The 22,367-nt window shown below is 40.4% G+C and carries 19 protein-coding genes and 1 pseudogene; 6 read left to right on the top strand and 14 right to left on the bottom strand.

The window, feature by feature from the left end; translation table 11 throughout:
- Positions 1-344, top strand: a pseudogene (locus tag J2T13_RS11475) (IS3 family transposase); the annotation flags it as partial.
- Positions 345-490: 146 nt separating this feature from the next.
- On the opposite strand, the gene J2T13_RS11480 reads toward J2T13_RS11475, so the two are convergent.
- The 6 genes from J2T13_RS11480 to J2T13_RS11505 all read right to left on the bottom strand — a co-directional run bounded on the left by J2T13_RS11480 (position 491) and on the right by J2T13_RS11505 (position 8,255).
- Complete coding sequence (locus J2T13_RS11480) at positions 491-826, bottom strand: DUF805 domain-containing protein (RefSeq protein WP_429371332.1); 336 nt, start codon at positions 824-826, stop codon at positions 491-493.
- 165 nt (positions 827-991) lie between these two features.
- Positions 992-2,296: a DUF3999 family protein gene (locus J2T13_RS11485; protein WP_429371334.1), complete on the bottom strand. Its 1,305-nt coding sequence runs from the start codon at positions 2,294-2,296 to the stop codon at positions 992-994.
- A complete protein-coding gene (locus J2T13_RS11490) occupies positions 2,265-4,823 on the bottom strand; it encodes a DUF2339 domain-containing protein (protein ID WP_429371336.1) in 2,559 nt (852 codons plus the stop codon). Before J2T13_RS11490 ends, J2T13_RS11485 begins: the two co-directional genes overlap by 32 nt.
- Positions 4,824-5,145: 322 nt before the next feature.
- Positions 5,146-6,591, bottom strand: a complete 1,446-nt coding sequence (locus J2T13_RS11495; RefSeq protein WP_429371337.1) for a DEAD/DEAH box helicase — start codon at positions 6,589-6,591, stop codon at positions 5,146-5,148.
- A 129-nt stretch (positions 6,592-6,720) separates the two neighbouring features.
- Entirely contained in the window at positions 6,721-6,951 is a 231-nt protein-coding gene (locus J2T13_RS11500) for a hypothetical protein (RefSeq protein WP_429371339.1), read from the bottom strand.
- 23 nt (positions 6,952-6,974) lie between these two features.
- Entirely contained in the window at positions 6,975-8,255 is a 1,281-nt protein-coding gene (locus tag J2T13_RS11505) for a Fic family protein (RefSeq protein WP_429371341.1), read from the bottom strand.
- A 246-nt stretch (positions 8,256-8,501) separates the two neighbouring features.
- On the opposite strand from J2T13_RS11505, the gene J2T13_RS11510 reads away from it, so the two are divergent.
- Both J2T13_RS11510 and J2T13_RS11515 read left to right on the top strand, forming a co-directional pair.
- The gene (locus J2T13_RS11510) at positions 8,502-9,557 is read left to right on the top strand and encodes a MerR family transcriptional regulator (RefSeq protein ID WP_429371343.1); all 1,056 of its coding nucleotides are present in this window, start codon (positions 8,502-8,504) and stop codon (positions 9,555-9,557) included.
- A 126-nt stretch (positions 9,558-9,683) separates the two neighbouring features.
- On the top strand, positions 9,684-10,370 hold the full coding sequence (locus J2T13_RS11515) for a class I SAM-dependent methyltransferase (protein ID WP_429371345.1): 687 nt from the start codon (positions 9,684-9,686) through the stop codon (positions 10,368-10,370).
- Positions 10,371-10,566: 196 nt separating this feature from the next.
- On the opposite strand, the gene J2T13_RS11520 is transcribed toward J2T13_RS11515, so the two are convergent.
- Positions 10,567-11,265, bottom strand: coding sequence for a copper amine oxidase N-terminal domain-containing protein (locus J2T13_RS11520; RefSeq protein ID WP_429371347.1), 699 nt, complete (start codon positions 11,263-11,265; stop codon positions 10,567-10,569).
- Positions 11,266-11,328: 63 nt separating this feature from the next.
- Positions 11,329-11,580, bottom strand: a complete 252-nt coding sequence (locus J2T13_RS11525) for a hypothetical protein (RefSeq protein ID WP_429371349.1) — start codon at positions 11,578-11,580, stop codon at positions 11,329-11,331.
- Positions 11,581-11,986: 406 nt separating this feature from the next.
- Between J2T13_RS11525 and J2T13_RS11530 the strand changes: the two genes are divergently transcribed.
- Entirely contained in the window at positions 11,987-12,607 is a 621-nt protein-coding gene (locus tag J2T13_RS11530; RefSeq protein ID WP_429371351.1) for a hypothetical protein, read from the top strand.
- Positions 12,608-12,800: 193 nt separating this feature from the next.
- Here J2T13_RS11530 and J2T13_RS11535 read toward each other — a convergent pair whose 3' ends face one another.
- Together J2T13_RS11535 and J2T13_RS11540 are read right to left on the bottom strand one after the other, a co-directional pair.
- Positions 12,801-13,355, bottom strand: coding sequence for a hypothetical protein (locus J2T13_RS11535; protein ID WP_429371353.1), 555 nt, complete (start codon positions 13,353-13,355; stop codon positions 12,801-12,803).
- Positions 13,356-13,644: 289 nt separating this feature from the next.
- Complete coding sequence (locus J2T13_RS11540) at positions 13,645-15,162, bottom strand: DUF4153 domain-containing protein (RefSeq protein ID WP_429371355.1); 1,518 nt, start codon at positions 15,160-15,162, stop codon at positions 13,645-13,647.
- Between the two features lie 108 nt (positions 15,163-15,270).
- Between J2T13_RS11540 and J2T13_RS11545 the strand changes: the two genes are divergently transcribed.
- The gene (locus J2T13_RS11545) at positions 15,271-16,962 is read left to right on the top strand and encodes an ABC transporter substrate-binding protein (protein ID WP_429371357.1); all 1,692 of its coding nucleotides are present in this window, start codon (positions 15,271-15,273) and stop codon (positions 16,960-16,962) included.
- Positions 16,963-17,068: 106 nt separating this feature from the next.
- Here the strand turns inward: J2T13_RS11545 and J2T13_RS11550 are convergent, their stop codons facing one another.
- Positions 17,069-17,929, bottom strand: a complete 861-nt coding sequence (locus J2T13_RS11550; protein WP_429371359.1) for a fumarylacetoacetate hydrolase family protein — start codon at positions 17,927-17,929, stop codon at positions 17,069-17,071.
- Between the two features lie 15 nt (positions 17,930-17,944).
- Complete coding sequence (locus J2T13_RS11555; RefSeq protein WP_429371361.1) at positions 17,945-19,153, bottom strand: amidase; 1,209 nt, start codon at positions 19,151-19,153, stop codon at positions 17,945-17,947.
- A 356-nt stretch (positions 19,154-19,509) separates the two neighbouring features.
- Between J2T13_RS11555 and J2T13_RS11560 the strand changes: the two genes are divergently transcribed.
- Positions 19,510-20,217 carry a copper amine oxidase N-terminal domain-containing protein gene (locus tag J2T13_RS11560; protein WP_429371363.1) on the top strand — a complete coding sequence of 236 codons (708 nt, stop codon included), beginning with the start codon at positions 19,510-19,512 and terminating at the stop codon, positions 20,215-20,217.
- Positions 20,218-20,519: 302 nt separating this feature from the next.
- On the opposite strand, the gene greA is transcribed toward J2T13_RS11560, so the two are convergent.
- Positions 20,520-21,002, bottom strand: a complete 483-nt coding sequence (gene greA / locus J2T13_RS11565) for a transcription elongation factor GreA (protein WP_429371364.1) — start codon at positions 21,000-21,002, stop codon at positions 20,520-20,522.
- 175 nt (positions 21,003-21,177) lie between these two features.
- Positions 21,178-22,356, bottom strand: coding sequence for an NAD(P)/FAD-dependent oxidoreductase (locus J2T13_RS11570; RefSeq protein WP_429371366.1), 1,179 nt, complete (start codon positions 22,354-22,356; stop codon positions 21,178-21,180).
- Positions 22,357-22,367 lie beyond the last annotated feature (11 nt).

Consider the following 22,367-nt stretch of genomic DNA (forward strand, 5'->3'; position numbering starts at 1 on the left):
GCACTCAATACACTCCAGAAACTGAAATTAAAACATCGCCATTTAACAAAAGATGCTTTTATCCATTCGGATCAAGGTGTGCACTATACGAGTCCTAAATTTCAAAAGCTAGTCAGAAAATGAAGTTAGGTCAATCTATGTCACGTCGGGGAAATTGTTGGGATAATGCTCCACAAGAATCCTTCTTTGGGCATTTTAAAGATGAAACGAGGATCAAAGACTGTGAAACGTTCGAACAGGTGAAACAAGAAGTTAAAGATTATATGATCTATTACAACCACTACCGTGGTCAGTGGAATTTAAAAAAGCTGCCGCCTGCAAAATACAGACAGCAGCTTCAATAAGTTAGCTAACCTTTTTATAATTGTCCTTTACAAAGGGTACATTTTACTACGTTAGCTGTAAAGGGAGACTCCTATTTATCTACACCTGTTTAAGTGAGAATAGAATGTTACCGTGTGAAAGCTTCACTCTCACTCATTAATTACGACTATTCCCAAACCTCAGAACCCTTAGGATCTATTCCATATTCATTGTCCCCTTCACCATCTTCCAACGTAAACACCAGTAGAAGAAGAGTACCAATTAGAGGTATTAAACCAATGAAAATCCACAGTCCTGTTCTTCCCGTATCGTGCAGTCTACGAACTTGAACAGCAAGAGACGGTAACAAGACAAGCAACCCATAAAGGAGCAATAAGGGCGGTATGATTGCTAATACGATACTAATGATGTTGTTAAAAAGAAAAAACATCCAGTATTCCTTACGCCTTGCCCTCCCTCCGAATCCTATGTACTTCTTGAGCACTCTGAAATACCATCCCACACACACTCACTCCAATACGTTAGTTATTTCGTTTACGAATACCGTAAACAAACTTCTATATATGTTATATATCGGAAATGAGTATATAAAATGTAAGGGAAGGCACCTCTTATAATTATAATTTCACGAGGACCTCTCTATTTTATTCTTACAATTGAATAATACTTATTCATTCTGTTCATTCTTACTACTCTTAAGTTTCTGAATAAGATAAATGACCAGTAGGACGGATACCAGTACGATGACGCCATTAAACCATACCTTTGGCTGTAACCACCATGTTGTAGGTAAATTCGAAGGAGTTCCCGTTTCTGAAGAGATCACTTCTGCACCCAATGTAGCCATCGGTACATCTTCTTGCTCAATATGCACCTTGAAGTTTACGATGTCGTACTGTGGCTGATCTACGTTATCCTTACCATACAACAACTGATAGGGCTGATCGCCTTGATTCTCGAATACTACTTTATCTATCGCATATTCAATCGTTACATCCTTGATTTCCAAGGGGGCATCATCATAGTTGTTAATCGTTATCGTGAAATAAGGTGCCCTGATCGGAACCATTCCCGTAATGGTAGTGTTCGAAATTTGTGCATCATTGAAATCTAGACGATACAATTCATCCTCACCGTCTGTCCTCACTCTGTTGCCGTTCTCATCATGTACCTGATAGGAGCGTTTGAAATTCCCCTCCACTTGAAGCTGTGCTTTATTTATCTTAAGCCTATTCTCATTGTGAACGATAAGTTGAGTTAACTTCGCATCCTGCTTTATTTCGAACTTTGGTTTTGCCGATTTATTATATTCATTCCACCTGACATCACGTGTCTTATGGATCAATTCTAGCTTCGGAAACGAAAGATTCTCCACATTATCCAGCACATTCAATCGATAATAGCTGAATTTATACTCTGTCTCTAGATCTATGGTCGCCTTCTGCAACGAGTCTGTCCGATAGAGATCTTCCTGCCCCATATACGTCCAATCATCACCATCGTAACTTCCGTAGACATCAACATGCTTCAGGAAAGCCTCTTCCGGTAATTCAATCAAGAGGATATTTCCTTGGATATCTACATCATCTTGGATAGGATCGACTCGATAATCGAATGCCGTATTCATATTCTTCTTAGCCGTATTAACCAGAGTGGAGGAATACGTTACCCCCTGCTCTACCGATTCTCCATACCCACTATCGATATAAAAAGGGACATATTGTCCCTTAGCGTTCACAATGCGTAGATCGCTTAAATCTCTACTTGCTCCTGCATACGTTTGTTCATCGATATAGAAAGCTTGGTATCGGCTACTTTCCTCCTGCACGATCAATGGTTTCGAGAACCGCCACCCTTGCTGGCTATCATCTTCTGCAGCAATAGCCGTAGCATTCACTCCAGTAAATAAGCATATAAAGGATGCTAATAACACTATCGTGCTAACTCTTCGAATCCAGTTGCTCCTTAGCATGTTGTGGCTCCCCCATTCTGTTCGATACCTTTTGATAACCATAGGAAATCCCTAGTAGCACAAGTCCAAAACAGAAGTAAGCAATGATTTTATTACCAGTCGTCAATATACTCAAGTCATATAATAACAGCTTACCTGTTGAGAATAAGGTCAGACCCAGACCCAGTCTTCTTATATACACATACTTATACCGGAACCCAAACGTGATATACACAATAGCCAGTAACAAGTACATCATACTGAATATTAATCCGGCATCGGTTAATTGCAATTGAACCATTAAGAATGTCGTCAATATACCCAATAAGTAAATCCCTAGAATCACCGGATAGAGTTCGATGCTCTTGTATTGCTGGCGAATAAATGCGATTAGAAAATCTCGAACACCGAAAAATACAAGCACATTAAAACCAGTTAATATCCCGAGCGCTATATATTCTGCAGGTCCATTATCTGAGTAATCATAACTCAATACCGGAAGAGTCAGTGTAATACTCAAACAAATAATGTACCCAACCCCATATAGAAACAAGCTGTAGTATTTCACAACCACATCATAAAGCAATGAAATCTTCATAAGCGTGTAGGCTAGAGCAATCGTTAGCAGGGCGCTTAGTAACCCTTGATAGAAATTATAATGAGCGAGTTCATAAGGCACGAACTGCTTATACAGATGACTCACTTCGTACAGCAGATAGAACCAGGTATTCACCAGTGTCACGTATTTAAAATAAGTCATCATTTGTGCTTCAAAGGGTCGGTTGTACAATTGAGCTACGCGTTGCTTCTCTTGATAGGCATAGAATATTGTAACCATTAGCATGCCTACGGCTACAAACGTATACTTCAGAGCGAAGTAAATATCGTGATAACCCACTACGTTATTCGCCAGTACATCCACCCACAGGAATGTTCCAAGACATAAAGCCAGAATAGCCCAGCCCGCCTTCTCCAACTGTTTAAATCGATTCAAGCTACCATAGATTGTTAAGATAATCCCCTCAACAAGCCATCCCATGGATAACCACTGCACACCGAACTGGAATGGGATGATAAGAACGGCGAATGTAAGCGAAGTCGCATAGAAGAGTAACGTCGTTTGCTTCTCTTGCTGCACACGCTTCTCAACGAATCGTCCCAGACCCATATATACCAGGCAGAATACGAGGGCTAACAGGCCATTGAAATCTTCTAAATTTGCCGAAGCAAACAGTACATACAATGTGCTACAACTAATCGTCGTGTTTAAAGCAAGTAGGGTGAAATCCCACCAAGATAACATCTTCTGAGCCTTAAATGGATAGACCAGAGTAATACCGAGATACATCATAAATGTAACCACAACGTACAACATACTTATAGCTTCACTTTGTGCTATCACAACCAGAGCAATCATCGAAGGGACATTGAATATAAAACTTATATAATTGACAATGACCCAACGTTGTCTAAAGGATACAAGTAAAATGAATCCATTCAGTAAAAATAAATAGACCATCGCGGCATACACCGCATTGCCCTCAAGACCATAGGCACCCATATATGAGAATAAGGGCAGATACCCTCCTACGAGGCCTAGTGAACAAATCGTTCGCGATTGGAACCTTAATGATAATAGCACCGCTGTTATAGACACTAGAACCGATAAAGATATACCCACAACAATATCTATAATATGTAGTAAAAAATAGCTATAAAAGATGGACCCGTATAATACTGAAATACCTCCACCTAACAACACTAATGCAAAAGTCTGCTTCTGCTTACGGTACAGCCACTCCCCACTAACAAGTAGCAACGCCCCAAGTAGAAAAAAGGTACTCCCCTTCATATAATCATTAAAAACATTCGAATAGGTTAATTGAAAACCCGCCCCAACGCCCAAAATAAGCAGTAACATCCCTAACTTACTGATCCAGTTCAGACCAATCTTCATCTCGAACTGATTCTGCTTTATTCTCTTCTGCATCACTTCTTCACTAATTTCCTCAGAACCTAGTTGATCCAATCCGGCGCTCGCATAATTCAGAAGGTTCTTCTCATCTTCTTTCAATCGCTCACGTTGCTTCATGATTCTGTCATTTACTTCAGCAGACATTTGTGCGATCTTTACCGTAGTTACTTCTTTCTCCTCCCTGAGCTGGTTCGATGCATGATCATAAAGCTTATTAAATTTAAGCTTGGTTTCAGCCTCAAAGGATTCCAGTCGGTTGGCATACTTATTCGCTCGCCCAGCAAAGTACGTCTCCAACTTCTCACGCGATACATGAATGATATTGAGCTTCTCATTATAGATCTGCTCTGATAACGAAGAACGTAAATGTGCATTCTCCTCTTCCATCTTTGTAGCTTTATTCTGAAGCTTCGTTAAGTTATGTTTCAGTTCCTCATATTGCTCTCGTAGTACTTCATTCTCATGAATTAAATCATTGGACTCATAATCATTAATGATATTCTGATACTCTGTCATTAATTTACGCTGATGATCTTGAACGAATACCAAGCGCTCCTTAAATTCCTTCATCATGGCCTCCTGCTACGTAACAATTGTTAATATTTCCATTTTACTACACATTACCCACATAAAAAGAAATATATTGGAAATTCAGCTTCAACACCAACATTAGTGTCGAAATTCATTACTACTTTCTTATGTATTGCTGGTCAGTGATCTGACTTAGCAGAAATTTGGCTATGTCTGAATTATGGATTTCCGCCCCAACATGCTTACTAGGCTCACTTTTCATGCTGTTAACAAAGACAAAATAGCAACCATAAAAAAATAAGCTCCATTTCATCTTCACAATAAAGTAAAGATAAAACAGAGCTTACTATAGAAACATGCGGAATTATTTATTCGCCTTATGCACTTTCAATAACTTACCCTTGATTGTCGTGTTCTTCATAACATCAATGACATGCGGCCCTTTGCCATTCAATATTTCCACGTAGGATACGTTATCTTGAATCGTAATAATCCCAATATCATCCGCCGTAACGCCTTCAATTTTCGCAATCGTACCCACGAAATCTACCGCTCTAATCTTCTTTTTCTTACCACCATTGAAGTAGAGCTTCATAATTTCTTTGTTTAATTTTTCATTCTTATCGTGTTTAAGCGTAGGCTCAATCCCTATTTTGCCTTCAAAAGCGGCCTTCTTACTTGTCACTTGTTCTCTAGAAGGAACATTCCCTTTAGGGATGTTGAAGCCGATGTAGCTTTCAATTTCATTCAGAAATTTACCTTCAAAAGGAGTTATGAACGTAATTGCTTTACCCGTCTTACCTGCACGTCCTGTTCTGCCTGTACGATGCACATAACTTTCCTTCTCAAGCGGTAGATCATAATTGATGACATGCGTGATATTATCAATATCAATCCCTCTTGCGGCAACATCTGTAGCGACAAGGTATCGAAATTGCCCTCTTTTGAAATCATTCATCACTTCAAAACGGTCCTCTTGTAGCATCCCACCATGGATCTTCGAACACGTATAGTCGGCATTCGTTAATTGCTCACTCACCTGATTCACATGTTCCTGAGTACGGCAGAAGATGATACAACTATCTGGATTCTCAACAATCGTAATGTCTTTAAGCAGGGCGAATTTGTCCCCTTCTCTCACTTCAAATATTGAATGCTCAATCGTAGCCGTCGTAATTCCCGTAGCCTTGATCTCAATTTGAGTGGGGTTGCTCATGTACTTATAGCATAACTTCTCTACATCCTTAGGCAACGTAGCTGAGAATACCATCGTAACGCGTTCTTTAGGTAGCTTCTGAATAATAGACTCGACTTGCTGAATGAATCCCATACTTAACATCTCATCTGCTTCATCGATCACAAGATATTCAAGACGGTCTAATGCAAGTGTTCCTCGCTCAATATGATCGAGCACTCGCCCTGGTGTACCTACCACCACGTGGCTTTTTTGCTTCAATTCTGCGGTTTGTGGAGCATAGGGCTGCTTGCCATATAATGCTGTCGCTTTGATTCGTTTGAATCGCCCAATGTTCGTAATATCCTCTTTCACTTGCGCAGCCAGCTCACGCGTAGGGGTTAGAATTAACGCCTGCGGTTTATTTTCTTTCCAATCAATCATGTCACAGATCGGAATACCGAAGGATGCCGTCTTACCACTACCTGTTTGAGATTTCACGACAAGATCTCTCTTGTCGAGCGCCATCGGAATGACTTCACGTTGCACCTCGGTTGGATGCTTGTACCCCAAACTGTCGAGTGCACGTACGATATCTTCACTTAATGTATAGTCCTTGAAACTTTGATCGCTCATGTAGTAACCTCATCTATTCTAAATTATTGTACTTATGGACATATGTTTCCACGAATCATCTATCACATACTCCCTATTATACTCGAAATACAGAAAATACTTTAGTTCTTCGATAGTAAAAAGCCAAAATTAGCTTATAAGGCTAATCTCAGCTTCACCAACAAACGTTCCACGTAGTGGTCTAACAGACGCTGTCCTAAATTCTGCAATACCGAATACGCCGCCCATCTCACGAGTAGCATTACTCATCCCACTTGCCTCACCCGCTGAGGATTCCGGTACAGAAGCCAGAACACCATGTGCCAACGGCGTGAAACTCAGCCCCATTCCTGCCAGAAAGTCCTCTAGTTCTACAGTCACAAAGGCTATTAAAGTTATTCACTTCATAAGACCTTTATCTGGTCAGATCCCTCCACGAACTCCTTAGCAATTCTTTCGCAGAATTCTCGAAAGTTAAATTTAAACACATACTTCCGGCTTACTTTTATCTTGTCAAAAATACCAAGCGCATCTAATTCCATTAAGTCAGTCCTTGCCGTTTCATAGGAAACCTTGTGCCTTTTCTGATATTCTTCAATGGTAACTAGACTCTTCTCTTTTTTACTAAAAAACCATATTTCTTTCATCTGTCTTTTAGCAAACACTATTCCCTTTTTATCTAACCACTGATCAATCAATAATCTCCCGACTTCAACCTGTAGATCTTGTAAAAGCTCAATCGATCTTTCGTGCATTAATTGCAACTGATTGATAAGAAAGTATGTCACATCCGTGGGGTTTTTCTCACAATCCTCAATTGCTTTATAATACTGGTTTTTCCTTTTATTTATCGCAGTAGAAATAGATAAGTATTTAAAAAAATTAAAGCCCTTACCTAGCAAATACATGACCGTAAATGCCCTTGCCGTTCTTCCATTTCCATCGAAAAAGGGATGAACGTAAACAATATAAAACTGAATGATACTCGCCTTTATAATCGGATGTATATCAGGTGTATCAGAATGGATGAACTCAAATAGGTCATCCATCATCCATTGTACTTCCGTTGCTATTGGCGCTTGATAAATAACTCTATCTATGGACATATCTTTTACTTGTACGTCGTCATCTCTATATTTGTCTGTTATATCGTCCTCTTCTAGCGTTCCATTTGTAATGATCTTATGAAGTTGTACAAAAACCTCCTCAGTCAAAGGTTCATCAATGTGGTCTAGGATGAACATCATCGCCTCATAATTGTTATAAATCATTCTTTCACTGTGATCTTGAGGAGCTTGTTTCTTTTTCAGCATTTCAGCCGTTCTTTTCCGTGTTGAAATCGCACCCTCAATGACACTAGAATGGAATGCCTCATCGATCAGTAGTTCTTGAACCTTCTCATCCCAGTTTGTAGTACGGGATATAATACCTTGAATATCATTTGAAATCCTGTACTCAATTTTCTCTACAAGAGTTTCGAGCTCTGGAGTCATGACAAACCACAGTTTATTCCCTTTTTGATCTTTTAGATTAACCTGAATACTTTCCTTCTTTCTTCTATCGCTAATTTCCTCCCACAGCTTTAAAGCACCCGTGGCTACCTTCTGTCTGTATATAAAGTTTTGTTTAGATATATATTTATCCCTAACATAGGGTTCAATCTGCTCTTCTATCGAGTCAGTCATACTCTCCACCTCCGTCTTAAGCAGTATACACAGATTCCAATAATGGAATACCGCTTAAAAACAATGTTAATACTAGCTAACTACTAATAAAGTACTAATTATATCTTATTATACATCCATTCATCGAACATGTAACAAATTTCTCTGAGCCATGTAAAATTAGTCTTTTTATACAGAAGCTAATAATCATTCTTTACATTCACGCTACGGTAATGTTTACAATGGTACTTAAGGAGGCGTTCTTCATTGAAAATTACCGAAGTAGCTAATAAGCTTAACATTTCTGCGAGAACCATACGATTTTATGAAGAAAAGGGGTTGTTATTCCCGCATAAGCAGGAGCATAATCTGTATCGTACCTTTACGGAGCAAGATATATGGCGATTACAGACCATTATTTCTCTCCGTGAGGCAGGGATGTCCCTAGCAGATATACAACAAGCACTCCTCCAAATAGATGCTAACCATCATGACGAGCTTCACTATTATCTAGAACTTCAACGCGCTGTTATGATGTCCCACTGGGTAGAGATCAAACAAGTTCTTGAGACCACGGATCGAATGATCACACTAGTGAAATCGCAACAAACATTACCCATAGAAGATATCTATCAACTTGCCAATGCCTCCAAAAAGATGAAGGAGCAACGCAAACAGTGGAAAGACAAGTGGAACTTCGATCAATTAGCCCTTACTCATGATGCAATCGTGGCTGACAATTCAGGGAATTATGCGGACTACGAGAGTACCTTGAATCTAATCGTACAGTGGGTGGCACCGGGAATAGGGGAATACGGTTTGGATATGGGAACCGGAACAGGCAATTTAGCTGTGAAATTCTCATTACAGGGTGCTCATATGTCTGGGGTTGATCAATCTAAAGGAATGTTGCGGCAGTGTCAGCAGAAATACCCTAATCTAGAGACTAGACTTGGCAATTTCCTTACCATTCCTTATGTCGGCGAGCAGTTCGATTTTGTCGTATCCAGCTTTGCATTTCACCATCTCACAGATGACCAGCAACAACTTGCATTAGAGGAAATACGGAGGGTACTAAAACCCCATGGCCGGATATGTATTGCTGATCTGATGGTTACAGATGTGCTTATGAATGAACAAACAGACGAACGGATAGACAAACAAGGCACAGAACACCTGGACGAATACTCAAATATACATACATTGCTGTACCCTAACGTATCCAGACTCATTCAGTGGTTTGAGAATCACGGGTATATTATTAACCATCGCCAAGTGAACTCCTTATTACACGTGATTTATGCGGTACCTATTCGGAGCTGAAAATATAACTCCATGCTAGTGCTAGTTGCCCTTCTACTTGATCTTCTTGACCTTCTTCTTGACCTTCTCGTTACGTGAACATATACGCTACAGTAGATTCATCCCAATATCGAGGAGGTCACGTACATGCCTGATCATACTAGCATTTATGAGAAAGAAGCTGAGAAATACCACGAACTCATCTCCAAACAACCTATTTTAAAAGATGAAATTGAAGCCATCCGACCGTTCAGTGGACTAGATGTGGTAGACATGGGAGCAGGAACAGGAAGGCTCTCTACAGTATTAGCAACACAAGCACAATCCCTTATTGCTCTAGATGCTTCTGAAGCGATGTTGCAAATAACAGCCAACAGATTACGTACAGCAGGATTAAATAACTGGCAGACTCAGGTTGCTGATCATCGCAAGCTACCTTTAGCGAACTCAAGTGCTGATCTTATCATCTCAGGCTGGAGTATTAGTTATCTAGGAGGCAACCATATCCCTGATTGGGAACACAATATAGATACAGTAATCAGAGAAATGTCACGTGTAGTCCGAAGCGACGGAACGCTTATTATTATAGAGACGTTAGGTACAGGATTCGAGGTACCCTCTCCTCCCGATTTCTTACAACCTTATTACTCAGCACTAATTCACAAGTACGGCTTCTCACATAAATGGATCAGAACGGATTACGAGTTCGATCACATACAACAAGCTGAGGAGTTAACAAGATTTTTCTTCGGCGATGTATTAGCTAACAGAGTCGTAAATGAACATCGGGTACACCTACCTGAGTGTGCCGGAATTTGGTGGCTCCAGCTCTAACTCATACTCATTACAAATAAGAGTGCCTCATTCCTAGAGGCACTCTTATTTATATAAATACACCCTAAAGTGTCACACTACAGGATATTCGCCTCCCTGAATTCCCCCTCCAAACGTCGTGCCAGATAATTGCATCCAACTAGGTAGATCAACTCAGGAGGCTGTTGAAGTTGGGGCTTTTTTCATCAACATATATTTATAAGCCATTGGTATAGGTATACCCTGGAAATACCCTAAGCGCATCAATAGGTACGGATTTGACTTCCTCTCTTTTTTTAACGGTAAATTCCATTTTACCACCTTTAGATACTGTATTTCCATCCTTTATAGTTGGACTAACTCCTACAGTAAGATCCCAGTAATCTATCGTTGGTTTATCTGACCATGTTTGTATTGCTACTCGTACTTTATACTCTTCTGCGTTCTTGATCGTTTTCATATCCATAATTTTTGTAGATAACATGATGGGTCCCATGGAAAAATGTAGTTGCTTCAATAACTCCACATCCATGTCTGTCGTAGATTTATTAAGAAGGTCTTCACTACCTGTATCCATTCCAGCCATGAATACTTGAACCGCGTTATTAACAGCTGCTACGTTAAATACACCCATCTTATTCATATTTTCGTTCCAAACATTCTCATGAGGGATCCCAATACTTTTTACTGAGACCGTCTGTGTCTTATCATCCCATGCAACGTAAGCACCAAGCGCTTTGGAAACGAAGCTAATAGGAACCATTACCCGATTATTTATTTTTCGGGGTGCAACGTCTGTCGAAACTTGCTTTCCATTTACTTGGATTTTAATCACACCACTTGCGTATGCTACTCCGAATACTGTAGATACCGTCAACAGTGTGGCCATAACGGAAATAACTATCATTTTTTTCATATTCTTAATATTCCTCCCAATCTACTTATATACGTATAATAGACGTAAGATACCCTTAATAAATTACATTATAAACATTTTTTTACATAACAATAAACTTAAGTGAGTAATATATCCTATCTGCACACTATTTCTATCCGGTCCATTTACAGCCATTCGGTTCCAAGCTTTCTCAACCTCACCTTTTGTGATCGAGATAGTCATCGTATTCGAAACGTTCACATTTGCATTCATTTTGTACATAAATGCTTTCCCTCGTTTTTGCCTAAATTCTTCTCCCTCATGCAAGACGATTCTATGCCACATATCTTCCATAGAATGTATCCCCAAACCTCACCCTCAATTTACAACAAGAAGCATAGACCTCCATCCGTAAATCAAGTCTATGAATTGTCGTCGGTATCTTGTTAAATTCTAAGTGCTATTTTCCTAGACCGTCCCTACTGCGATCTCCCATTTAAGTATTATTCTTTACTTTTACACCTGGGATAGTTGCTTCAACTATCAAACGGTCCAAACTTCCCGTGGTTTTGTATCATTCGAATCACGGACTTACCTCATCTAAAATTGTGATAATAGCCGATCATAGTGACCATTTCCATATAGATACTCTTAATTAGAGATTAAATAAGCTTAGGCAGAAAACGCTTTGGATTTTTTCCCTATTTAATGTAATATATTTTATATATGGTATATCTATGTAATTGAAGGAGGCGAAAGCATGATGAAATTCATAAAATTATGTGTCATACTTTCTAGTGTGGCCCTTATTAGCTGTTCCAAGAACGAAAAACAAGACATCGTGTCTCCAACCCCAGCGGTTACGATTGAGGGAATAAATCAGACAGAGACAGTAAAAGAGACTGAGATCCATAAGATAAAATTGATTGATGATTTAAACTATAAAGTAGACGAAAAAATTCTTGTCCTACATAAAAAAGAATATCCATCCAAATTTGTTCAGATAGAGTTAGAGCCATTTGGATTCTATGTCCCAGATATTATGAAAGTTTTCACTTATGAAGATGGCTCTAAGATCGGATTTAGTGACGCCGAATTCATTTACCTAACTATGGTGGATAGACTTGGAAATCCCCAAAACATTCATGAGTCCATCGGTGGCGGTGGAGATAAGCTTTTTAGAGATGATGAATTATCAAAATATGATGAATATGTGGGGAGTACCATAGATAGTGCCGTAAGAACAGACGCTTTTTTAGTCAACCATGACAAGGCACCTGATACGGTGATCATATTTAGGTATTTTAATAAAAATATAAAAGAGGTTTTGCCTACTTTCTTAGAGGTAGCAAAAAACATTAAATACATGCCTGAGGAATAAACGGTGACCCTATTCGTGAGCATTAAAAGAATAGAAGCTATATTAAGATGATAAGAGCAGGGGGATCGCATCCATAGATAGCAGTAGAATTACAAACATTCATTCACCTTTATAATCTTCATAATGTACTATCTGCTTTTGATTTATTTCAGTAATAACTTCAATAATCCTCTAGGTCGTGCCTTCCAGGTATTTAATCATCACTATTTTTATTTATTTTTTTATAAAACCAATAGAACCCAATTAATATCCATTCAATAATATGATAGATCACTGAAATAGAAAGAGCAGATAAAAAGTCCTTTACGTAGACACCATTAAACATATTTGATAAAAAGTAAATTGTGATACTATCAACAATTATAGTAATAGCATATTTGGTATAAACGGATACTTTCCTTTTAAGCCCATATCTTAATAAGGCAATAACAATAGGATGAACAAAGGTTTCCAAAAAAATAAATCCCAATAGCACAATTAGAGAAAAGGTGAAGACATCACCTAAATAATCAAAACTAAGAAAATCAGTCATCATCCCAAATGAATAAAAAAACATTCCATATATAAATGTGAATCCTATAAGAGGAATAATAATTAATATCGATATCACTGGAATTAACCATAATTTATTATAGTATGATGGAGGGTCCTCATGATCTCTTCGAGCAATATAATTGATCATCTCATTTAATATAAAAAATAAAATAAGGACAACGGCTATTAATACCAAAACGTTTGAGAAAGTCATATATCCCCCTAATATCACATTACTATAATGAAAAATATACTTTACTTCAAACCGAAGTAAAGTATATTACACTAATCTTATAATATCATTATTATAAGCCTGCCAACCACACTATTGCAGAAGCAATTTGATATGCATCAATAGGCGGAATCCCAATAACAATAAGTCCACTCGCTATAACATTTTCTTGCCAATTAGCATTCACGACCCAGCCGCGGTAGCGTACTTTCGGTTGAATGCTATCATAATCGCGAGCAAGAAGCCCGATGGCATCCCTATCTCTCCTGCTTCATCTAAAATATTGCTCTAATGCCTTCTCCGCTCGGTAAGATGAAAGGTTAAACGATGGCCATTGACGATCTTCCTGCGACAATTCCAACCAACGTTTGTGCAAGATCCCTTGTAAATTCCCCTGCAACACCACGGAATCCACGCTATTGAACTCTAAGAGCAGAGGAATCGCATCCGTAGATAGGCTACCTAAGTAATCTACATCAATAACATTAGTAACGCGGTAACGTTCTATGTTCTTCTCTGCAATGATGCTATCCATACCGGCATAGTTCATGATCACATACGATAACAGCCCCATGATAATATACAATTTAGCGAGAGGAAGACTAGCATAATGAATTCGAAGTCCCGCAACGATCAACAGTATACCTAGAAAGATCATAAATGCATGGACGAGGAAACGAATATACGTATAACCATACGCCTCCTCATACAGGACTAATCGCATATATGCGGAGTACAACATCACGCAAGAGCATGCAACCAATATGTACAACATCATATTATTGACCTTTTGTAATAGACCACGCTTTGTCTCACTAAACACAAGAGTACCCATCAACAGCACAAAATTGATTGCCGTTACGACGACGAGCTCAAGAAAGCCACTTCTTGCGTAATCTGCGTAAGAGGTTCCTGTCGGTAGTGTTCCTTCCCAAGCACCAAACAAATAGGAGAACTGCACCATAACAAACAGTACATACACAATGTTAATGGCTACCAATACCGTAGCTGTGATAATCGGATCTAGCACGACTCCAATGACATTCGTTGCATGTGGGTCCACCTGATCTGTCTCTAGCCCTTGCCCCCACTCATCCTTCTTGGAATCTATAAATCCCCATAGGTATCCAAACAATAATATACAGACAATACATATCCACACAAATCGAAATATCCCCTCTCCTATGGAGAAGTTACTCAGCAAACCAGGAATTCCTGACAGAAGATGGTCGAATACGCCATCTGCAGAAGACAACAAGGATATAACAACCATTAATAATGGCATGGCGATCGCAAGCCCAATGAGCACTTTACCTACAACCGCTTTGCGACGTTCTCCCATGTTGCCTAATGATGAAGTCTTTACGATTCTAAATGCAGTTGGAACTTGTCGTAAGCTTCGTACGATAAAATGATCTAATGCGACCGTTATCACCTGAGGCTTATACCAGTCAGGTCTCTTTTCGCTTAAGATATATGCCATGTGTACAAAGAAAAGAAAAGGAATAACAACTACGTTAAGCCCATGAAAGAACGGGTTCTGAAATAAAGCATATGTCAATGAGAGGAGCAGGATAACTCCAAATAACATCCACCCGAACCAAGCTGATTGAACCATTTGATCCTTAGCATTGTAGAACATGTACAAGTAAAGGAGTCCGATAAAGATAGGATAAGAAATACCTAGAAGGTTGCCGTAGAACAAATACTGATGAACAACTGCCAACGCGAACGCGCTCATTAATGCCATAAGTGATCGATTAGACATCGTTAACATCTTACTCAACATGGTAAATACCTCCGCTTTTTACTTCCTAATCCCTATTCTAGATGATAAAATAAGAAGATAAATAGAAATAAAATATTATTAATTTCCTATTTTAGGAGCGGATTTTCTATGAAGTTACACATCCAATTTTTAAGACTCCATTCCCATTACGGAAGTTCCGAAGTGATTTCTATCACCTTAGATGAATTAGCCGTAACCTTCACCTGTACACACCGTAATGCATTAACGCTCATTAACAAGATGGTCCAGCACGGATGGATTCTCTGGTTCCCTCAGCGCGGACGTGGACGCCGCTCGAAGCTGCAATTCCTTATCCAACCTGAAGAAATTGCCGTGGAATCTATGATGCAGGCGATAAATAGACAAGACATCAAGGAAGCGATTGATCAGATTAGAGTCCATTCACGCTCATCCTCTATGGAGGACAAACTTCAGGGATGGATGCTTTCTTATTTCGGGCACCATACAGAGATGAAGAGTGATAAACGGATCGATACCCTGCGAATCCCTATTCGTCAGCAACTTCATACTGTTGATCCACTCTATATGAACCTGCTAGCTGAATCCTTTGTATCTAGTCATGTATTTGATGGGCTCGTGAGAAGAGGGACTAACGGTAGCGAAATTGTACCGAATATTGCCCATGCTTGGGACGTCAATGATGATCGTACGGTCTGGACTTTCTTCTTACGTAAGGAAGTCCTATTTCATAATGGCAACATGATGACAGCCGAAGATGTGGTATATACGTTCCAGCGATTAATGGGAACCCCACGAAGAACGTTGTATAGCTCTATTTTTAAACAAATCCAATCTATTCAAGCCATCAATCCCACGACCGTTTGTATGACGTTAAAAGAACCAAATGAGCTATTCCTATCCTTCTTATGTACGAGTCGTGCTGCGATTGTCCCGAGAGGCTTAGATCAGTTGGTAGAAGCTAGCTTCGGTACGAAACCTATCGGAACCGGACCGTTCAAAGTGACAGAAATGAATAATACGGTATGTGTGCTAGAGGCATTTACGCATTATTTCCAAGAACGAGCACATCTTGATCGGGTGGAAATCCTCCAGATTCCTTGGGGAAATGAACCCGAATCTCCTGAGCAGGGTGAACATACGTCTCCCTTTCACGTCCTTCTAAGCCCATCCTCGGCTGAGGGACAATCTTGGAGCCAGATCCATTCCGAAGCCTCTGTGCGGAAGTTTGTAACCTGTAATACCCAAAAAACCGGACCCCTAAGTGATCCCGTTGTTCGCGCTCATGTCCTATCCTGTCTAAGTGACAATGAATCCGAGGGCGCTAACCTCAATCGTGAGGTAGAAGCTATGAACGTCAGTCCACTACAGATTGCTACCATCCCACAATATAGGAAGGACGCTAAATATATTGCTGCACGACTGCAATCGTTCGGTTATGAATGCAAGATTGTATCGTCTTCCCCAGAGGAGTTCAAAGGTTCTGTTCGATTAGAATCAGATCTGATTGTATTCTCTTTATTTCGAGATCAAGATGAACAGCTGCGCTTATTCGACCTATATCAGACGATGTCAACGCACGTTGAACCTCATACCCGCATTGATATCATGAAATTACTGCACAACGTAACACGTGAATCAGAGCCCCTAGCAAGAACTCGATTATTCGACGCCATTGAAGCCCATCTCATTCAAGCGCATCAATTACATATTCTATATGAAAAGCCAGTTCAGACCGCCTATCTCCCCTCTGTTCGCGGAGTGACCTTTAATAGTCAGGGTTGGGTTGACCTCAGACACATCTGGTTTCCACCTAGATGATAGATCCAGAGAAGGATTCAAGATTCTATCTATCTGGCGTTACTCAGCCAGTTATGTGTTTATCCTAAATTTCCAGTCCAACGAGGTACCAAGTTCTCACATTTTGCTATCCTTGTACTGGATTACTTAGCTTCGTGAACCCATCAATGTGACATTCCACCGTGTCTCCTGAACGAATATGAACCGAACCCGGTGTTCCTGTCAGCAGGATATCCCCTGGAAGTAAGGTCATGAATTGTGAGTGATACGCTACAGCGAACCAAGGTCGATATCTCATATTAAACACGGTATTTGTATGCCTAATTTCCCCATTCAGTATTGTGCTCACCTTCAAATCCAGCACATTCGCTATTTCATCTGGTGTCACTAACTCCGAACCGAAGCTAAAGAAAGTATCAAAGCTCTTCGCCCGCGCTAGAAACCGAGGGTTACGAGCATGAATGTCGGCTGCCGTCATATCTAGAGCTGTCGTGAATCCCGCCACAAACCGTGGTGCATCCTCCTCACTCACATGTTTACAGACAGCTCCAATAACGATAGCCAGTTCTGCCTCTGCGTTGATAGGTCCAATACAATCTGGAAGACATATCGGTTCACCTGGACCAATCAGACTCGTATCCGGCTTCATAAATCCAACCGGTTCTTCTGTGAGGTCGATGGTCTTCAGTTCTTCCGCATTCTTAGCATAGTTGAAGCCAATACCCCATATTTTACGAGGCCGACGGTACAACGGCAGCCTCTCTGCATGATCAACGGAAACTGTAGGCATCGAACTAAGTCGCTCCTCGCCCCCGTCCTCAAGCCAGCCTCGAACGGCGTCCAGACTACCCGACTCAATCAGTGCCAACATTTGTGTTGGCCAATTCCGACCCTCGGCCTCGTTCAGCGCCGCAAACGTCACAATCCCCCGTGTCGTCAAGATGCCTGCCTGTTCTACACCCTGATGTCTTATACTTACTAAGCGCATCGTTCAGCTCTCCCTTCATGTGTTCATTTGATTTTGAGTGTGTTCAGAGCTATTTATTTGCTCCTCTAGTTGTGCAACACATTGCAGCAACTTCCAATCCTGACCTGGGCCTGCGATCAGAGATAGCCCCACTGGGCATCCTTCAACCTGCATCCAAGGCATCGTCACCTGTGGCAATCCTCCAAGACCCGCAATACAGGTCAGTTGGAGCGTTCGTGAACGATGTTCCTCTAGCTCCTCTGCCAGTGTATCTCGTAGCGGAGCTGGACCGGGAGCTGTTGGAATGAGCAGCACACTATCATCTCCTAGTAGCGTAGATAGACGCTCACGGATATCCTCCATAAGTTGACGTTCACTCCCACTTGCTGCTGCATCTAGCGTTCGAGTCCAAGCGAATCGTCCCGCAATATCCGGACCGAAATGTGGCTTCGTCTGATCAATCCACGCTCCATGCGTGCGCCAGATATCTACGCCCTGTAGAACCCTGAATATACGCATCCATTCTGGGAGACCCTCCGCAGACACCGTCTTGGTTTCACAAATTGCAAAAGCAGGTGTAAGTCGATCAAGTAACGGATCAAGGGCCTCCCGAGTCTCCTTATCTGTAATCGCAAGTGCATCCTCCGCAATAATGAGCCTGCGAAAAGAGTGTCCCTTAGCCATATCCCCAAGCAACGGCGTTCCAACAAGAGCCAATAGCTTCGCCGATTCTGCCATCCATCCCACCGTATCAAAGGTCTTAGCAAGGGGAATGACCCCTTCCATCTCTACTTGACTATGCGTAGGGCGAAAACCATAAATGCCACAGTATGATGCCGGTATACGAACTGAACCCCCTGTATCTGTTCCCACAGCGAAATCAACAAGCCCTGCGGCGACAGCAACAGCTGAGCCGCTAGATGAACCTCCAGGAATATGTCGCTCCGCCTTTGGATTGATAGGCGTTCCGTAATGATAATTTTCTCCATTTAGACTAAACATCATCTCGTCTGTATGCGTTAAACCATTCAGACGCGCCCCACCATTGAGCCATTGTTCAATAACCGGGGCGTGACGTTCTGCTGCTAGGTGAGTAAGCGCCCAATCTGGATTACCTGCACCAGACACATGACCCTTGATAGCAAAAACATCCTTCACAGCAAATGACAAACCGTCTAGTGGACCGCTAGCCAGTGGCTCCACTATCACATCGCGCTGACTGTAGGCACCCCAACGATCGTTCATTATTTGTACATCTCCCTCTTTGAATGAAGTCATATCATCATTATTGTTGTCCGTATATTAAAGTTCTGAAGTCAGCATACGACATCAACATATAGAATGTGAACTTACATTATCCTTATTTGTTGAATGTACTGAAAAAATAGTTCAAATTTGGGCCCCATCTAAAAATTAGCAGTTGATATTTTCAGCCCAATAAACGGCGTCGGCCTGTAAATGGACCGGAATGAAATAGTGTGCAGATAGGATATATTACTCGCTTAAGTTAATTATGGAAGGAAATGTTTCTAATGTAACTTATTAAGGGTATCTTACGTCTATTATACGTATATAAGTAGAATGGGAGGAATATTAAGTATATGAAAAAAATGATAGTTATTTCCGTTATGGCCACACTGTTGATGGTATCTACAGTATTCGGAGTAGCATATGCAAGTGGTGTGATTACAATCCAAGTTAATGGAAAGCAAGTTTCGACAGACGTTGCACCCCGAAAAATCAATAATCGGGTAATGGTTCCTGTTAGCTTCGTTTCCAAAGCGCTTGGTGCTTACGTTGCGTGGGATGACAAGACACAGACGGTCTCAGTAAAAAGTATTGGGATCCCTCATGAGAATGTTTGGAATGAAAACATGAATGAGATGGGTATATTTGACGTGGCAGCTGTTAATAACGCGGTTCAAGTATTCATGGCTGGAATGGATACAGGTATTGAAGAACTTCTTAAAAAATCTACGACAGGCATGGATGTGGAATTATTGAAGCAACTACATTTTTCCATGGGGCCAACCATGTTATCCACAAAAATTATGGATATGAAAACGATCAAGAATGATTTAAATAGACCAGAGTATAAAGTACGAGTAGCAATACAAACATGGTCAGATAAACCAACGATAGATTACTGGGATCTTACTGTAGGACTTACTGCAACTATAAAGGATGGAAATACACTATCTAGAGGTGGTAAAATGGAATTTACCGTTAAGAAAAGAGAGGAAATCAAATCCATATCTATTGATGCGCTTAGGGTATTTCCAGGGTATACCTATACCAACGGCTTATAAATATATGTTGATGAAGAAAAGCCCCAATAGAGGGGCTTTTCTTCATCAATCATTATTCTTTGTCATGCTCGCTTCTGCAAAGCTTGCGAATCGAATCTGTGAGAGGCCTTGAATATATGGTTGGACTTACAACAATACAGATTAGACAGATTCTTTTCCATTTTCACCCTTGCTTTATGTTCGCTTGAATTTTGCCAACCGCTAATTTTAGCTTTGGGTTCAAATTTGTATTCGATTACTGAAAAAAAACAAAAACTCCAAAGTCACTGTAAAAGTGAGCTTGGAGTTTCATTGTTTACCTGTTATATCGCTTTTATCTCAAGCAACTCATATTTAAGTATCCCCATAGGTGCATTGACACTAACGATGCTGCCTACTTCTTTACCTATCAGTTCTTTACCTAAGGGACTCTCATAGGAAATTTTATTTTCCAAGACATCTGCCTCAGCAGTACCCACAATCCGGTACTCTATTTTTTCGGAATATTCGATATCGTTGAGAACAACGATACAACCGATGCTCACTGCGGATAAGTTCAGACTATCTGCACTGACTACCTGAGCTTTCCTGATCATTTTTTCCAGTATCATAACTCTTGTTTCCATAAAAGATTGGTCATTCTTCGCTGAATGATATTCACTATTTTCCTTCAAATCGCCGTAGCTTATAGCTAATTTAAGACGTTCAGCTAATTCCCTACGTTTTACTGTTTTGAGATCCCTGAGTTCATCCTCTAATTGAGCCAATCCCTCTTCCGTCAAAATCACTTCATCATTATTAGACATATTGACAACCCCCACTTTACTTGCGTTCTTTAATTCTAACCTAAATCTTATTAAAATGTTAATAAACTCATTCAAAAGATTAGAAAAAACAGCAAGCCAAAGTAATTCATACTCTTTGGCTCACTGTTTTCTTTTTCAACCAACTTCTATTTATACATCAAGAAAGTAGGATTTCTTAATATGCTAAGCTATACAAAGCCTTAATATGCGACAAGTAACGAATATTACTTGCTTCTTTCATAAGAGAAGCTGGTAATCCTTTAAGTGGCGTTCCATTGGCTCCAACTGTCGCAACAGCATCTTTACGACCCAAGCTTGCAAGTGTACCAGAGTCAATAGGAGCAAATGATTCTAATGATTTGTTATTAAGCTTAGCGAATAGATTGTAACCAACCAATTCACCCATTTGCCAAGCGATTTGTGCCGTTGGTGGATATGGACGTCCGTCCGGGCCAAAGAATACAGCACTATCCCCTACAACAAATACGTCTGGATGAGAAACAGATTGAAGATGTTCATTGACGGTTGCACGTCCACGGTTCACTTCAAGCCCCGATTCACCGACTAGAGGACTTCCTTGTACTCCACCCGTCCATACAAATGTGTTAGCAACAATTTTTGAACCATCTTTTAGGTCAATCGTGTTTCCTTCAACATTCGTTACAGGAAGACCTGTTAAGAATTGAACTCCACGAGACTCCAAACTTTTCGTTGCACGTTCAATCAAATGATCTGGCAACACAGGAAGAATCTTAGGACCTGCTTCTACAAGTAATAACTTCACTGATTTAGGATCTACACCATATTTCTTGGCAAGCTCAGGTAGGCCATCGGCAATTTCGCCAACTAACTCAACACCCGATAGACCGCCGCCACCAATGACAATGGTTCCGTCAGCTTCATTATTTGTTTTTGCAAATTCGCGAATACGATCTTCAACATGTTTATGAATGTTGTTCGCATCTGCTGCAGATTTCAAGACCATACTATTCTGTTCAAGCCCCGGAATCCCGAAAAAAGCCGTTTGGCTTCCCAAACCGACAACAAGAGCATCATAAGTTAATGTTGATCCATCTGTAAGTTTAACTTCTTTATTATCTACTGAGAAAGATTGAACCTTAGCAATTCTCAGATTAATGTCTTTCCCTTTGAAAAGTCTATCTAATGGCATTGCAACAGCCTTTTCATCTACATTACCAGCTGCTAGTCTGTGTAATTCAGTAATGATTTGGTGTGTTGGAGTCTGGTTTACGACAGTCACTTGCACTTCAGCCTTAGTCAAATACTTGCGAAGACTTAAAGCTGTTAGAAGTCCGCCATAACCTGCACCTAATATAACAATATGTTTTGACATCGTGTATCCTC

This window comes from Paenibacillus sp. DS2015 (assembly GCF_050433705.1).
Taxonomy (GTDB): Bacteria; Bacillota; Bacilli; order Paenibacillales; family Paenibacillaceae; genus Paenibacillus_AQ.